The 14,121-nt window shown below is 70.3% G+C and carries 14 protein-coding genes; 12 read left to right on the top strand and 2 right to left on the bottom strand.

What is annotated here, in order from left to right; translation table 11 throughout:
• The 4 genes from AB0F17_RS33310 to rfbD are packed head-to-tail and all read left to right on the top strand — an operon-like array spanning window position 1 to window position 3,844.
• Window positions 1–1,068: a glucose-1-phosphate thymidylyltransferase gene (locus tag AB0F17_RS33310; protein ID WP_358031121.1), complete on the top strand. Its 1,068-nt coding sequence runs from the start codon at window positions 1–3 to the stop codon at window positions 1,066–1,068.
• Window positions 1,065–1,997 carry a dTDP-glucose 4,6-dehydratase gene (rfbB, locus tag AB0F17_RS33305; RefSeq protein ID WP_358031119.1) on the top strand — a complete coding sequence of 311 codons (933 nt, stop codon included), beginning with the start codon at window positions 1,065–1,067 and terminating at the stop codon, window positions 1,995–1,997. Before AB0F17_RS33310 ends, rfbB begins: the two co-directional genes overlap by 4 nt.
• On the top strand, window positions 1,998–2,951 hold the full coding sequence (locus AB0F17_RS33300; protein ID WP_358031117.1) for an endonuclease/exonuclease/phosphatase family protein: 954 nt from the start codon (window positions 1,998–2,000) through the stop codon (window positions 2,949–2,951). It abuts the gene before it with no gap.
• Window positions 2,948–3,844 (top strand): dTDP-4-dehydrorhamnose reductase, encoded by an 897-nt coding sequence (gene rfbD / locus AB0F17_RS33295; protein ID WP_358031115.1) that lies wholly within the window; start codon window positions 2,948–2,950, stop codon window positions 3,842–3,844. The genes AB0F17_RS33300 and rfbD overlap by 4 nt, the downstream gene beginning before the upstream one ends.
• Here the strand turns inward: rfbD and rfbC are convergent.
• On the bottom strand, window positions 3,764–4,372 hold the full coding sequence (gene rfbC / locus AB0F17_RS33290) for a dTDP-4-dehydrorhamnose 3,5-epimerase (protein ID WP_358031113.1): 609 nt from the start codon (window positions 4,370–4,372) through the stop codon (window positions 3,764–3,766). The genes rfbD and rfbC overlap by 81 nt on opposite strands.
• A 237-nt stretch (window positions 4,373–4,609) precedes the next feature.
• On the opposite strand from rfbC, the gene AB0F17_RS33285 reads away from it, so the two are divergent.
• From AB0F17_RS33285 to AB0F17_RS33250, 8 genes are all read left to right on the top strand, one after another.
• Window positions 4,610–5,539, top strand: a complete 930-nt coding sequence (locus AB0F17_RS33285; protein ID WP_358031111.1) for a hypothetical protein — start codon at window positions 4,610–4,612, stop codon at window positions 5,537–5,539.
• A 71-nt stretch (window positions 5,540–5,610) separates the two neighbouring features.
• Entirely contained in the window at window positions 5,611–6,828 is a 1,218-nt protein-coding gene (locus AB0F17_RS33280; RefSeq protein ID WP_358031110.1) for a class I SAM-dependent methyltransferase, read from the top strand.
• Window positions 6,825–7,598: a glucose-1-phosphate cytidylyltransferase gene (locus tag AB0F17_RS33275; protein WP_358031108.1), complete on the top strand. Its 774-nt coding sequence runs from the start codon at window positions 6,825–6,827 to the stop codon at window positions 7,596–7,598. The genes AB0F17_RS33280 and AB0F17_RS33275 overlap by 4 nt, the downstream gene beginning before the upstream one ends.
• The gene (locus AB0F17_RS33270) at window positions 7,595–8,245 is read left to right on the top strand and encodes a PIG-L family deacetylase (protein WP_358031106.1); all 651 of its coding nucleotides are present in this window, start codon (window positions 7,595–7,597) and stop codon (window positions 8,243–8,245) included. The genes AB0F17_RS33275 and AB0F17_RS33270 overlap by 4 nt, the downstream gene beginning before the upstream one ends.
• A 6-nt stretch (window positions 8,246–8,251) precedes the next feature.
• Window positions 8,252–9,274 (top strand): SDR family oxidoreductase, encoded by a 1,023-nt coding sequence (locus tag AB0F17_RS33265; RefSeq protein ID WP_358031105.1) that lies wholly within the window; start codon window positions 8,252–8,254, stop codon window positions 9,272–9,274.
• Window positions 9,271–10,554 (top strand): DUF4910 domain-containing protein, encoded by a 1,284-nt coding sequence (locus AB0F17_RS33260; protein ID WP_358031104.1) that lies wholly within the window; start codon window positions 9,271–9,273, stop codon window positions 10,552–10,554. Before AB0F17_RS33265 ends, AB0F17_RS33260 begins: the two co-directional genes overlap by 4 nt.
• A complete protein-coding gene (locus AB0F17_RS33255) occupies window positions 10,551–11,522 on the top strand; it encodes a hypothetical protein (protein WP_358031102.1) in 972 nt (323 codons plus the stop codon). The genes AB0F17_RS33260 and AB0F17_RS33255 overlap by 4 nt, the downstream gene beginning before the upstream one ends.
• Window positions 11,515–12,981 (top strand): oligosaccharide flippase family protein, encoded by a 1,467-nt coding sequence (locus AB0F17_RS33250; RefSeq protein ID WP_358031100.1) that lies wholly within the window; start codon window positions 11,515–11,517, stop codon window positions 12,979–12,981. Before AB0F17_RS33255 ends, AB0F17_RS33250 begins: the two co-directional genes overlap by 8 nt.
• Here the strand turns inward: AB0F17_RS33250 and AB0F17_RS33245 are convergent.
• Window positions 12,950–13,918, bottom strand: coding sequence for a glycosyltransferase (locus AB0F17_RS33245; RefSeq protein WP_358031099.1), 969 nt, complete (start codon window positions 13,916–13,918; stop codon window positions 12,950–12,952). The genes AB0F17_RS33250 and AB0F17_RS33245 overlap by 32 nt on opposite strands.
• Window positions 13,919–14,121 lie beyond the last annotated feature (203 nt).

Raw genomic sequence — 14,121 nt, 5'->3', positions numbered from 1 at the left:
GTGAAAGCACTCGTGCTCGCCGGAGGGTCGGGCACTCGGCTACGGCCCATCACGCACACCTCGGCCAAGCAACTCGTCCCCGTCGCCAACAAACCGGTGCTGTTCTACGGCCTGGAGGCGATCGCCGAGGCGGGGATCAGGGAGCTCGGCCTGGTCGTCGGCGACACGCACGCCGAGATCGAGGCGGCCGTCGGCGACGGTTCCGCGTTCGGCCTGCAGGTGACCTACCTGCGCCAGGAGGCGCCGCTGGGCCTGGCCCACGGCGTGCTGATCGCCCGGGACTTCCTCGGTGACGACGACTTCGTCATGTACCTGGGCGACAACTTCATCGTGGGCGGCATCAGCGGCCTGGTGGACAGGTTCGTCAGGGAGCGGCCCACCGCCCAGATCATGCTCACCAAGGTCGGCGATCCACGCCAGTTCGGGGTCGCCGAGCTCGACGCGGCCGGCCGGGTGGTCGGCCTGGAGGAGAAGCCCGTCCGGCCCAAGAGCGACCTCGCGCTGGTCGGCGTCTACCTCTTCAGCCAGGCCATCCACGCCGCCGTGGCCGAGCTCAAGCCGTCGTGGCGGGGCGAGCTGGAGATCACCGACGCGATCCAGTGGCTGATCGAGGCGAATCTACGCGTCGAGTCGTCGGTGATCTCCGGTTACTGGAAGGACACCGGCAACGTCACCGACATGCTCGAGGTGAACCGGCTCGTGCTGGAGTCGCTCGACCGGCGGGTGAGCGGCCTGGTGGACCAGGCCAGCGAGCTGATCGGGCGGGTCGTGGTGGAGCCGGGGGCCGTGGTCGAGCGCTCGCGCGTCGTCGGCCCGGTGATCATCGGCCCCGGCGCGCGGGTCCAGGACAGCTACGTGGGCCCGTTCACCTCGATCGGCGCCGACTGCGCGGTCGTCCGCAGCGAGATCGAGTACTCGATCGTGCTGCCCAGGGCCTCCATCCAGGGGGTCGGCCGGATCGAGTCGTCGCTGATCGGCCACGACGTCGAGGTCACCCCTGCCCCAGACACCCCCAAAGCCCACCGTTTAGTGCTGGGCGATCACAGCAAGGTGCAGATCAGTTCATGAGAAGGATCCTGGTGACAGGCGGGGCGGGCTTCATCGGCTCGCACTTCGTCCACGGGTTGCCCGACGCCGACGTGACCGTGCTCGACAAGCTCACGTACGCCGGCAACCGGGCCAACCTCGAGGGGGCGCCGCACACGTTCGTCCACGGCGACATCTGCGACGCCGGGCTGCTCGGCGAGGTGGTGCCCGGCCACGACCTGGTGGTCAACTTCGCCGCGGAGTCGCACGTCGATCGGTCGATCGAGGGCCCGGCGGAGTTCGTGCGCACCAACGTGCTCGGCACCCAGACGCTCATGCAGGCGTGCCTGGACGCCGGTGTCCCGAAGGTGGTGCACGTCTCGACCGACGAGGTCTACGGGTCCATCGACCGCGGCTCGTGGGACGAGTCCGCGCCGATCCTGCCGCGCTCGCCGTACGCCGCGGCCAAGGCGGGCGGTGACCTGGTCGCCCGCGCGTACGCGATCACGTACGGCCTCGACGTGTCGATCACCCGGTGCGGCAACAACTACGGGCCCAGGCAGTACCCGGAGAAGGTCATCCCGCTGTTCGTCACGAACCTGCTGCGCGGCGAGCGGGTGCCGCTCTACGGCGACGGCGGGAACGTCCGCGACTGGATCCACGTCCGGGACCACTGCGCGGGCATCCGCCTGGTGGCCGAGAAGGGCGGTCCGGGCGAGGTCTACCACATCGCGGGCACCGCCGAGCTGACCAACAAGGAGCTGACCGCCCGGCTGCTGGAGGCGTGCGGCCGGGACTGGAGCATGGTCGAGCCCGTCGCGGACCGCAAGGGCCACGACCGCCGCTACTCGCTCGACGACAGCAAGCTGCGCGGGCTGGGCTACCGCCCGGAGATCGCGTTCGAGCAGGGGTTGAAGGACACCGTGAGCTGGTACGCGAACAACACGGCGTGGTGGGGGGCGAGCCGGTAGTTGAAGCAGAACACCTGGGTGACCCCCGCGCTCTGGGCGTTGCTGTCGCCGTTCGCCGGCTGGGCGGTGCTCCGCGTGACCGGCTGGGAGCCCAAGTTCAGGTGGTCCCAGCTCGTGTCGTTCACCCCGTACGCCGCCGCGGGCTCGCTGGTGCCGCTGGCGTTCGCTCTGGCGGTGCGCAACCGGCCCGCCACGCTGGCCGCGCTGGTGGTGGGCGGGATGCTGGCCTCGGTCGTGCTGCCCCGCGCGGTGCCGCAGGGGGTCCCCGAGACGGACGGGCAGCCGCTCCGCGTGATGACCGCGAACGTGCTCCGGGGCTCGGTGCCGGCCGAAGCCCTGATCGGCGCGGTCGAGCGGAACCGTCCCGACGTGCTCACCCTTCAGGAGTTCACCCCGTACCTGGCGGCGCGGCTGGAGGAGGCCGGTCTCGGCACCCTGCTGCCCTATCACCTGGAACAGCTCGGCACGGCCATCTACTCGCGCTTACCGCTGCGTCCGGGAATCGGCTTCGAAGCGGACCAGTGGCAGCACGTCGGCGGCGTGCTCACGCTGCCGGACGGTTCGGAGGTGGACATCGTCGGCGTGCACGCCTGCGCGCCCGCCGCCGGCTGGCTGGCGGGGTGCTGGGCGCAGAGCATCCGGGCCCTGCCACCCGCGGGGCCGGCGGCGGCGAAGCGGCCGCGCGTCCTGGCCGGTGACTTCAACTCCACGCTCGACCACGCGGTGCTGCGGGAGCTGATCGCCACCGGCTATCAGGACGCCGCGTCCGTCACCGGAAAGGGGCTCGCCATGACCTGGCCGTACAACGGGCGCTCCGCCCTCATCCCCAAAGTGGCCATCGATCACGTGCTGGCGTCCGAGGGGGTGGTGGTGCGCGCGTTCGAGACGCTCGCCCTCCCGCGTACCGACCATCGCGCGACGGTCACGGACCTGGTGCTGAGGCGGGGCGCATGAGGTGGATGATCACTGGTGCGGGCGGCATGCTCGGCACCGACCTGACGGAACTGCTCCGGGTGACGCCCGGGATGTGGGTCGTCCCGTTCGCCCGGTCCGAGCTGGACCTGCGCGACGCCGACGCGGTGGCCTGGGCGGCCCGCGCGGCCAGGCCCGACGTGGTGGTCAACTGCGGCGCGTGGACGGACGTCGACGGGGCCGAGACACGCGAGCAGGAGGCGCTGGCGATCAACGGGACGGCCGTGTCCGTCCTCGCCCGGGTCGCCGCCGAGCTGGGCGCCCGGCTGATCCAGCTCTCCACCGACTACGTTTTCGACGGCTCCGGGCATGATCCGTACCGGGAGACCGCGCAGACGGGCCCCATCAACGCCTACGGGAGGACCAAGCTCGCGGGTGAGCGCGCGGCCCTGGACCACGGCCATCACGTGGTCCGTACGGCCTGGCTCTACGGCGCCCACGGCCGCAGCTTCGCCCGCACGATGGTCGGCCTCGAAGGCTCCCGGCAGACCGTTTCCGTGGTCGACGACCAGTTCGGCCAGCCCACCTGGACCGGCGACCTGGCCGAGCGGATCGTCCTGCTCGGCCGGGCGGACGCCCCGCCCGGCGTCTATCACGGGACGAGCGTGGGCCGGACGACCTGGTACGACTACGCGCGAGAGATCTTCACCCTGCTCGGGGCCGATCCCGGCAGGGTCGAGCCCATCCCGAGCACGGCCCTGTGCCGGCCCGCCCCCCGTCCCGCCAACAGCCTGCTGGGGCACGGGAACTGGATGGCCGCCGGGCTGCCGCCGATGCGCGACTGGTCCGCCGCCTTACACGAGGCCTGGCCGGCCCTGCTGACCTTCTGGAGCGCTCGCGTAGTGAGCCAGGCAGTCGGCGTAGGAGGGGAGTAGACCTTGTCCGGCCGCTTCCGCCAGTGTGGGCGCCGCGGCGTCCTTGTCCGAGAGGATCGGCTCGATGCCCTCCGGCCAGGCGATGCCGAGTGCCGGGTCCAGCGGGTGGATGCCGCGCTCGCGCTGGGGGGCGTACGAGGTGGAGCACAGGTAGATCACGGTGGCCGACTCGCTGAGCGTGAAGAACGCGTGGCCGATCCCCTCGGCCACGTAGACCGCCTGCCGCGTGACGTCGTCCAGCCGCACCGCCGTCCAGCGGCCGAAGGTGGGCGAGCCGGTTCTGAGGTCCACCGCGACGTCGAGGATGCTGCCGGAGACGCACGTGACGTACTTGGCCTGGCCGGGAGGCACGTCCGCGTAGTGCACGCCGCGCAGCACGCCTCTGGTCGAGACCGAGCAGTTGGCCTGCGCGAGGTCCAGCGGACGGTCGAGCTCGTCGTTCCTGAACCATTCGAGGAACGCCCCACGCCGATCCGTATGGATACGTGGGCTGAACAGCCAGGCGCCGTCGAAACCGAGGGGATCCATGCAGCGGATCCTGACATAGCAGGAACGTTCCCACCAGTGTGTGTAACGCGTGAGATGGCAGTCGCGAAATGCCAGTTGATTGAGGCATGTGATCCTGAGCGGGGTCAGGGTCGGCATCGTCCCCATCAGTACTTTTCCGGGAGCCAGCAACCCATCCCGCCCCACGCACGTCCTCGCAAGACCTACGAGGGGAGATCGGTTCGACTCGCACCATGCACGTGTAGGGGGCAAGACCTGATGACCACGGTATTCAGCGGCAGCACGATGAACGACGAGTTACGACGCGAGCGGATCTTCCAGGGCGACGTCTTCGTCTACGCGGCCTCGCCCGCGTCCCGCGAGCTCGTGTCCTTCGCGCGCGAACTGGTCGCCGAGACGTTCGGCGACATAGACCCCACCACCGCCCAGCACGGCATGCCGGTCGAACGCTTCGCCGCGCTGCTGGCCGACGTCAAGCCGCGCTTCATCCACCATCCGAGGTGCAAGGAGATCATCGCCGTCCTGCTGGACGAGCTGGGGTTCGCGCCGGGCGAGACCTACTTCGACGTGCCGCGCCTGCGGACCTCGACCTCCGACGGCTACCTCGACTCGGGCATCTCCTACGCCTACCACGCGCATCGCGACTGCTGGTACGCGGCGCCGTTCAACCAGGTGAACTGGTGGATCCCCGTCTACGACGTGGTGCCGGAGAACGTGTTCGCCCTGCACCCGGAGTACTTCGACCGGGCCGTGCGCAACGGCAGCGGCCGCTACGACTACGCGTCGTGGGTCAGGACGGAGCGCCCGTCGGCGGCCCAGCACATCTACAGCGACACGCGCGAGCAGCCGAAGCCGGAAGAGGACCTCGACCTGTCCGGCGAGCTCAGGATCGTCACGGAGCCGGGCGGGGTGCTCCTGTTCTCGGGCGCCCAGCTGCACTCGACCGTGCGCAACACCTCGGGCCTGACGCGCTTCAGCATCGACTTCCGCACCGTCCACATCGACGACGTCAAGTCACGCAAGGGCGCGCCCAACGTGGACGCGACGTGCCTGGGCACCACCCTGCGCGACTTCATGCGCGCCAAGGACCTGGAGCGCATCCCGGAGGAGCTTTCGGCGGAGTACGAGAAGGAGGCCAGGGCTCACTTGGAGCGAGCCAACGCCGAAAAAGCCGATATTTCGCACTGATTCAGAGGTCGTTTCACTCATCGGGAGGGGATCATGTCTCGTCGGAAAGAGCGCGGAAGAGGTCGAAGCCGGTGACCCGTTGCCGGCTCTGCGGCTCGGCCGAACTGGCGAGCGTGATCGACCTCGGCGCCACGCCGCCCTGCGAGCTGTTCCTCACCCGGGAACGGCTCGACGAGCCCGAGCTCACCTACCCCCTGCACCTGCGGGTCTGCACGAGCTGCTGGCTCGCCCAGATCCCGCCGCTGATCCAGCCGGAGGAGACGTTCACGGAGTACGCGTACTTCTCCTCCTTCTCCACCTCCTGGGTGGAGCACGCCCGGGAGTTCGTGGAGGCGGCCGTGGACCGGTTCGCGCCCGGCTTCGTGGTCGAGGTCGCCAGCAACGACGGGTACCTGCTGCAGCACGTGGCCGGCCGGGGAGTGCGCTGCCTGGGCATCGAGCCGTCGGCCAACGTGGGCGAGGCGGCCAGGGACAAGGGCATTCCCACCCGTACCGCGTTCCTCGACCCGGAGACCGGCGCGGCGGTCCGCGCCGAGCACGGTCCCGCCGACCTGGTCGTGGCCAACAACGTGTACGCGCACATCCCCGACGTCGTCGGCTTCACCAAGGGCCTGCGGGCGCTGGTCGCCGACGACGGGTGGGTCTCCATCGAGGTGCAGCACCTGCTCACGCTCGTGGAGCTGAACCAGTACGACACGATCTACCACGAGCACTTCCAGTACTACACGGTCGCCGCCGCGCGGCGGGCGCTGGCCACGGGCGGCCTGGCGCTGGTCGACGTGGAGCTGCTGCCGACGCACGGCGGCTCGATCCGGCTCTGGGCGCGACCCGAGGAGGCGGGCGGCGAGCCCACCGAGCGGGTGGCCGACGTGCTGGCCAGGGAGAAGGGGGCCGGGCTCGACGAGCTGGCCGGGTACGCGGAGTTCGCCGCGCGGGTGGCCAAGGTCCGCCGTGACCTGCTCCGCTTCCTCATCGACGCGGCCGAGGCGGGCAAGACCGTGGCCGGCTACGGCGCTCCGGGGAAGGGCAACACGCTGCTCAACCACTGCGGCATCCGCGAGGACCTGCTGGCGTACACGGTGGACCGCAATCCGTACAAGCACGGCAGGTTCACCCCGGGCACCCGCATCCCCATCCTGCCGCCAGAGCGCCTCGCCGAGGACCGGCCGGACTACGTGCTGGTGCTCCCGTGGAACCTGCGAGAGGAGCTCACCGAACAGCTCTCCTACGTCCGCGAGTGGGGCGGGCAGTTGGTCTTTCCCATCCCGAGTCTGGAGATCGTGCCATGAAGGTCGTGCTCTTCTGCGGCGGGTACGGCACACGGATGCGTACCGGCGCTCCGGGCGAAGTCCCCAAGCCCATGCAGCTCGTCGGCCCCCGGCCGCTTCTCTGGCATGTGATGCGCTACTACGCGCACTTCGGGCACACCGAGTTCATCCTGTGCCTGGGGTACGGCGCGCAGCACATCACGGAGTTCTTCCTCGACTACCGAGAGACCGTCTCCAACGACTTCCGGCTGCACGGCAGCCAGGTGGAGTTGCTGGCGCAGGACATCTCCGACTGGTCGATCTCCTTCGTGCAGACCGGGATCCAGTCGCCGATCGGCGAGCGGTTACGCCGGGTCCGCGATCACCTGGACGGCGATGAGATGTTCCTGGCCAACTACGCCGACGTGCTCACCGACGCGCCGCTGCCGGAGATCATCGATCGCTTCACCGCCGCCGACGTGGGCGCGTCCATGATGGTCGTGCCGCCGCCCGGCACCTTCCACTGCGTCGACGTCGACGACGACGGGCTGGCGAGGAACATCGCGCCGGTCACCGAGCTCCCCATGTGGGTCAACGGCGGATATTTCGTGCTCCGTCAGGAAATTTTCGATCACATTCCTGAAAATGGGGATCTGGTGGGGGATGGCTGCATGGAGCTGACCAAGCGCGGCCGGCTGCTGACGTACCGGCACCGCGGTTACTGGCGGCCGACCGACACCGTCAACCAGCGGATCGAGCTGGACGAGGCGTACTCGCGCGGCGACAGGCCCTGGGCGCTGTGGGAGGCATGATCCGGCTGACGGCTCCGCGGATGGACCGGATCGTCGCGCTGGGCGCGCACTGCGACGACATCGCCATCGGGGCGGGCGGCACGCTGCTCACCCTCTGCGCGGGCCGTCCCGGACTCCGGATCGACGCGCTGGTCCTGTCCGGCGGCGGGACCGAGCGGGAGGACGAGGAGCACGCGGCGCTCACCGCCTTCTGCCCCGGCGCCGACCTGCGGCTGACCGTGCTCAAGCTGCCCGACGGCCGGCTGCCCGCGCACTGGGAGCAGGCCAAGGAGGCGCTGGAACTGCTCCGGGCCAGGAGCGACCCCGACCTGATCCTCGGCCCGCACCCGGGAGACGCCCACCAGGACCACCGGGGTCTGGCCGAGCTCGTGCCCACGGCCTTCCGCGACCACCTGACGCTCGGCTACGAGATCGTCAAGTGGGACGGCGACCTCGGCCGCCCCTCCGCCTACCAGCCGCTGTGGCCGGAGGTGGCGGCGGAGAAGGTCGCGCTGCTGCGGCGGCACTACCCCTCGCAACTCCGGCGTCCCTGGTTCGACGCCGAAGCCTTTCTCGGCCTCGCCCGCATCCGCGGCATCGAGTGCGGCGACAGGTACGCCGAAGCCTTCCACACCCGCAAACTGACTCTCGACCTCGCAGGAGGCTAGCCGGATATGCGTGTACTGCTGACCGGACACCAGGGCTACCTGGGCACTGTCATGTCCCCCGTACTCGCCGGGGCGGGGCACGAGGTGATCGGCCTCGACTCGGGGCTGTTCGCCGACTGCGTCCTGGGGCCCCCGCCGGACGACCCGCAGGGGCTCGCCGTGGACCTGCGCGAGGTCCCGGCCGAGGCGCTGGCGGGGTTCGACGCGGTCGTACACCTGGCCGCCCTCTCCAACGACCCGCTCGGCTCGCTGGCGCCCGAGCTGACCTACGACATCAACTACCACGCGTCCGTACGGCTGGCCCGGCTGGCCCGCGACGCGGGCGTGCGACGCTTCCTGTACGCCTCCACCTGCTCGGTCTACGGAGCCGCGGGCGGGGACGACCTGGTAAGGGAGGAGGCGCCGCTGCGTCCCGTGACCCCCTACGCCGAGTCCAAGGTGCGGGTGGAGGACGAGGTGCTGAAGCTGGCCGACGCCGCCTTCTCGCCGGTCTTCCTGCGCAACGCCACGGCCTTCGGCTTCTCGCCCCGGCTGCGCGCGGACATCGTGCTCAACAACCTGGTGGGGCACGCGCACCTGTCGGGCGAGGTACGCGTGCTGTCCGACGGCACGCCGTGGCGGCCCCTGGTGCACGCGCTGGACATCGCGGAGGCGTTCGCCGCCGTGCTGACAGCGCCGCGCGAGGCCGTGCACGGCGAGGCGTTCAACGTGGGCACCGAGCAGAACAACGTCACCGTGGCCGGGATCGCGGCGACCGTGGTGGAGGCGGTGCCCGGCGCCACGCTGGCCATCACGGGGGAGACGGGGGCCGATCCGCGCTCGTACCGGGTCGACTTCGCCAAGATCCGGGCCGCGCTGCCCGGCTACGAGGCGCGCCGCTCGGTGAAGGAGGGCGCGCTCGAACTCATCGACGCCTACCGGCGCCACGGGCTGACCAGGGAGGGCTTCGAGCGCCGTTTCACCCGCCTGGCCCGGCTGTCGGACCGGCGGGCGGCGGGCACCGTCGACGATCGGCTGATGCCGTCGTGACCGGCCTCGGCAAGGAGATGCACGAGCTCGTCGAGCGGCTCTACCCGCTGTGCCGGAGCATCACGGGAGACGGCGTCCGGCGGACTCTGGAGATCATCGGCGAGCTCGTCCCGCTGGACGTGCACGAGGTGCCCACCGGCACGCAGGTGCTCGACTGGAACGTGCCCCAGGAGTGGAACATCCGCGACGCCTACGTCAAGGACCCCACGGGCGCCAAGGTCGTCGACTTCGCCGAGTCCAACCTGCACGTGGTCGGCTACAGCGTGCCGGTGTCGGCCCGGATGCCGCTGGCGGAGCTGCGCGGCCACCTGCACACGCTGCCCGACCAGCCGGGGCTCATCCCGTACCGGACCAGCTACTACGCCGAGGACTGGGGGTTCTGCCTGCGCCACGAGACGCTGGAGAGCCTCCGGGACGGCGACTACGAGGTGGTGGTGGACTCGACGCTGGCGGACGGCCACCTCACCTACGCCGAGCACGTCGTGCCCGGCCGGACGAGCGAGGAGGTGCTGATCTCCTGTCACACCTGCCACCCGTCGCTGGCCAACGACAACCTGGCGGGCATCGCGGTGGCCACCCAGCTCGCCCGGCGGCTGGCGGCCACCTCGCCGCGCTACACCTACCGCTTCCTGTTCGCGCCCGGCACGATCGGGTCGATCACCTGGCTCGCCCGCAACAGGGACGCGGTCGAGCGGGTCAGGCACGGGCTGGTGCTCGCGTGCGCGGGGGACGGCGGCGCGCTCACGTACAAGCGGAGCAGGCGCGGCGACACGGAGATCGACCGGGCGGTGGGACACGTGCTACGCACCTCCGGGCGCCCGCACCGCACGCTCGACTTCTCCCCGTACGGCTACGACGAGCGGCAGTACTGCTCGCCCGGGTTCGACCTGCCCGTCGGCTGCCTGACCAGATCGACGTACGCGGGCTACCCGGAATACCACACGTCGGGCGACAACCCGGCTTTCGTGCTGCCCGAGTCGCTGGAGGACACCCTGGAGACCTGCTGGGAGGTGACGCGGGTGCTGGAGGACGACCGGCGCCTGGTCAACCTCAGCCCCTACGGCGAGCCGCAGCTCGGCCGGCGCGGCCTGTACGGGGCGCTGGGCGGCAGGAGCGACACCAAGCAGGCCCAGATGGCCATGCTCTGGGTGCTGAACCTCTCGGACGGCACGCACACGCTGCTGGACGTCGCGGAACGGGCCGGCCTGCCGTTCCGGGCGGTGGCCGAGGCCGCGCACAGTCTGGAAGACGCGGGATTGGTGAGGGAATGGAAACCATGAGCTTGCGGGTCGGAGACCTGGTGGAGATCCGCAGCGAGGCCGAGATCCTGGCCACGCTGGACGAGCGCGGCGAGCTGGACGGCCTGCCGTTCATGCCGGAGATGCTGAAGTTCTGCGGCCAGCGCCTGACCGTGCACAAGGTGGCGCACAAGCTGTGCGACACGCTGACGAAGACGGGCCTGCGGCGGATGGACAGCGCCGTGCACCTGCTCGGCGCGCGCTGTGACGGCTCGGCGCACGGCGGCTGCCAGACGGCCTGCTCCATGTACTGGAAACAGGCGTGGATCAAGCAGGTCGCGGCGGACGAGCTGCCCTCGCACGCCGTGCCGGACTCCCGGCTGCTGCCGCTGCTGGAGATCAACAGCCGCAAGCCGCCGGCCGAGGACGGCGCGGAACGCTACTCCTGCCAGGCGACCGAGCTGCTGAGAGCGGCTCCCGTGCCGCTGCCGATGGCCGATCTCGGGCAGTTCGTGGCGGATGTACGGACGGGCAACGTCGGTGTCCTCAGAACCTTGAAGGCCACCGGGATCGGGCTGTACAACCGGTTCCAGCACCTGAGCAGAAGGAAGCTCCCCCGCGCGTTACGGATCAAGGGCGGCCGGCCGTGGGGCCAGATGAAGGGCAACGTCAGGGGCCGTACGCCGGTCCAGACGCTGGACCTCCAGCCGGGCGAGCTGGTCCGCGTGCGGTCCAGGCAGGAGATCCTGGACACCGTCAACGAGGACCTGTCCAACCGCGGCATGAACTTCGACGCCGAACTGGCCCGCCACTGCGGCCGGACCGCGCGGGTGCGCGCCCGGGTGGACCGCTGCATCGACGAGCCCTCCGGCCGGATGCTGGAGATGAAGACGCCCTGCATCGTGCTCGAGAACGTGGTGTGCGAGGGCGTCCACTCGCTGAACTGCCCGAGGGAGTTCTTTCCGTTCTGGCGGGAGATCTGGCTGGAACGGGTCGCGGACGGTGAGTGAGCCCACGGCGAGCGAACCCGTCACCAGTGATCACCGGGCTGGGTCGGCGAGCAGGGGACTGCGGTGGGGGCTGCTGGCGCGGGGCGGGTCGAAGCTGGCCACCTTCACCCTGAGCCTCGTGCTCGCCCGCCTGCTCGCCCCGGAGGACTTCGGGTTGTACGCGGTCGCGCTGGCCGCCAACCAGTTCCTCTTCTACGTCAACGACGCCGGCATCGTCGCGGCCGTCGTGCAGTGGCGCGGCAAGCTGGAGGACATGGTGGTCACCGCGACCACCGTGGTCCTCACCCTCAGTGTGGCCATCTACGCGCTGTTCTGGGTGGCGGCGCCGTACTTCACCGGCATGGCGGGCAACGTCTCCGCCACGCCCGTGGTGCGGCTGCTCACCGTGATCATCGTGATCGACGGGTTCGTCAACGTACGCAGCGCGGTCATGCTGCGCGGTTTCCAGCAGGACAAGATAGCCAAGGCGAACATGGCGGGCATCGCCGTCCAGGTGCCGCTGGCGATCACGCTGGCGGCCATGGGCGCGGGTGTCTACAGCTTCGTCATCGGCGCCGTGGCCAACTCCCTGGTGAGCGGCATCCTGGTGTTCTACTGGGCCAGGATGCCCCTCCGGCTGGGCTTCGACCGGGCCATCGCCCGCAAGCTGCTCGGCTTCGGCGTGCCCCTGGCGGTCAGCCTGGCCATCGAGGCACTGGTGCTCAACTCCGACGCGATCATCATCGGCCGGCTCCTGGGCGCCACCACGCTCGGCTTCTACATGATCGCGCTCAACGTGTCGAGCTGGGTGCCCGGACTGGTCGGCGAGGCCCTGCGCCATGTCACGCTGCCCGGCTTCTCGCGGGTCGCCGAGGAACGCCCCGAGGCGTTCTCCGCGCGCGTCCAGCAGATCGTGCCGATGCTGCTCACCCTGGTGGTGCCCGTCGCGGTCCTCTTCGGCGTGCTGGCGCCCCTGGTCGTGCCCTTCCTGTACGGCGAGAGGTGGCTGCCTTCCGCCCAGGCGCTGTCCTTCCTCATGGTGCTGATGGTGGTGCGGATGCTCACCGCGCTGGCCTTCGACATCCTGACCTCGCTCGGCGCGACCAGGCTCGTCGTGTGGATGAACCTGAGCTGGGCCGTGGCGCTGCTGCCCGCGCTCTACGCGGGCGCGCGGCTGGACGGCATCCGGGGCGTGGCGATCGCGCACGCGGCCGTCGCGCTCCTGATCGCCCTTCCCGTGACGGCGCTGCAGTTGCGCCGCTCGGGGGTCGTGCTCGGGCCGGTCCTTCCCGGGATACTCCGGCTGCTCCTCGGCGGCCTGCTGGCCGGCCTCGCCGCCTGGCTGGTGTCCAGGTGGACCGAGGGGGCCATCGACTTCGTCCGGCTCTGCGCCGCGGGCGGAGCCGGAGCGATCGTGTACGTGGTGACGGGACTCTCGCGGGACCGGATCAGGAAGATTCGCGAGGTGGTGATGAGCTGAGCCGTCCCCGCCAGTCGCGGGCCACGTCGATGCCGGAGTGGGCGACGTTGCGGGCCATGGGCACGGCGTTGCGGCGCAGCCAGGGGCGCAGCGCCGCGTAGGCGCGCAGCCGCTGGCCGGGGCTTAGTGGAGCGTTCCTGATGACCCGGAGCAGCGCGCGGCCCTCCTCCACGTTGGGCAGGAAGAAGCGCTGGTCTCCGGGCATCTCGCGGGCGCGGAAGGCCCGCGCGTGGTTGACCTGGCTGTTGCTGCCCGGATGGTTGCGGTGCCGCAGCAGCAGCTCGTCCACCACGACCAGGGGCCCGAGCAGCGCCAGGCCCGAGATCATCACCCGGTCGGCGGGCAGGATGGCCTCCAGGGGCCGGGCGCGCAGCAGCGTCTCCCTGCGCATGAGCCCGTAGAAGTGCATGGTCTCGTCGTAGTTGTCCAGCCGGTGGCGCAAGCGCGTCACCGGATCGGGCTGGTCGGTGGGGGCGGTGTCGCGCCAGGTGCCGATCGTCCGCCCCGCCTCGTCGATCTCCTCGACGCCCGAGACGGCGGCGGCGGCCGTCGGATGCCGGCGCAGCGCCGCCGAGAGCAGCGCCAGGCGGTCCTCGCGGTACTCGTCGTCGGAGGTGGCGTAGGAGAAGAACTCGCCGCGGGTCTCGTGGACGACCTGGTTGTGGTTGGCCGTGATGCCGACGTTGCGCTCGCGCCGCAGGTAGCGGACGCGCGGATCGGTCCTGGCCAGCTCGCGGCAGAGCTCCTCGGTGCCGTCGGTCGAGCAGTTGTCGGCGATCACCAGCTCGAAGTCGACGCCTTTCTGGGAGAGCACCGATCGCAGGGCGCCCTCCAGGTACGGCTCGCCGTTGTAGACCGGCATGCCGACCCCGATGGGCGGCGCGGCGCGGCCGACGAGTGGGGCGGAGGAGCGTACATGCGGTGAACTGGACGTCATCCGGCCAGCCTTTCTGCGGAGGCTGAGGTACGGTCGGGGCGATGGTCTCGCGAAGTAGGGCGAACGGCAACCAAGGCAGCGATTCGTAACATCGCATCGAGCGGTCACGATAAGCAATCTGTACCATTTTTTTGGCCAGGCATGGCTCATACAGCGGGGGCTTGGGCGGGTAAATATGGCTTTTTGGAACGATCTGTTCGGCC

This window comes from Nonomuraea sp. NPDC026600 (assembly GCF_040638335.1).
Classification (GTDB): Bacteria; Actinomycetota; Actinomycetes; order Streptosporangiales; family Streptosporangiaceae; genus Nonomuraea.
The sequence above is the reverse complement of the archived record's forward strand: the minus strand, read 5'-3'. Positions and strand labels throughout refer to the sequence as shown.

What these genes read in the sequence shown, in the direction of transcription:
- rfbB (WP_358031119.1), top strand. Translation starts at nt 1,065, where the DNA reads ATGAGAAGGATCCTGGTGACAGGCGGGGCGGGCTTCATCGGCTCGCAC.
- rfbD (WP_358031115.1), top strand. Translation starts at nt 2,948, where the DNA reads ATGAGGTGGATGATCACTGGTGCGGGCGGCATGCTCGGCACCGACCTG.
- rfbC (WP_358031113.1), bottom strand. Translation starts at nt 4,372, where the DNA reads ATGGATCCCCTCGGTTTCGACGGCGCCTGGCTGTTCAGCCCACGTATC.
- AB0F17_RS33285 (WP_358031111.1), top strand. Translation starts at nt 4,610, where the DNA reads ATGACCACGGTATTCAGCGGCAGCACGATGAACGACGAGTTACGACGC.
- AB0F17_RS33275 (WP_358031108.1), top strand. Translation starts at nt 6,825, where the DNA reads ATGAAGGTCGTGCTCTTCTGCGGCGGGTACGGCACACGGATGCGTACC.
- AB0F17_RS33270 (WP_358031106.1), top strand. Translation starts at nt 7,595, where the DNA reads ATGATCCGGCTGACGGCTCCGCGGATGGACCGGATCGTCGCGCTGGGC.
- AB0F17_RS33265 (WP_358031105.1), top strand. Translation starts at nt 8,252, where the DNA reads ATGCGTGTACTGCTGACCGGACACCAGGGCTACCTGGGCACTGTCATG.
- AB0F17_RS33255 (WP_358031102.1), top strand. Translation starts at nt 10,551, where the DNA reads ATGAGCTTGCGGGTCGGAGACCTGGTGGAGATCCGCAGCGAGGCCGAG.
- AB0F17_RS33245 (WP_358031099.1), bottom strand. Translation starts at nt 13,918, where the DNA reads ATGACGTCCAGTTCACCGCATGTACGCTCCTCCGCCCCACTCGTCGGC.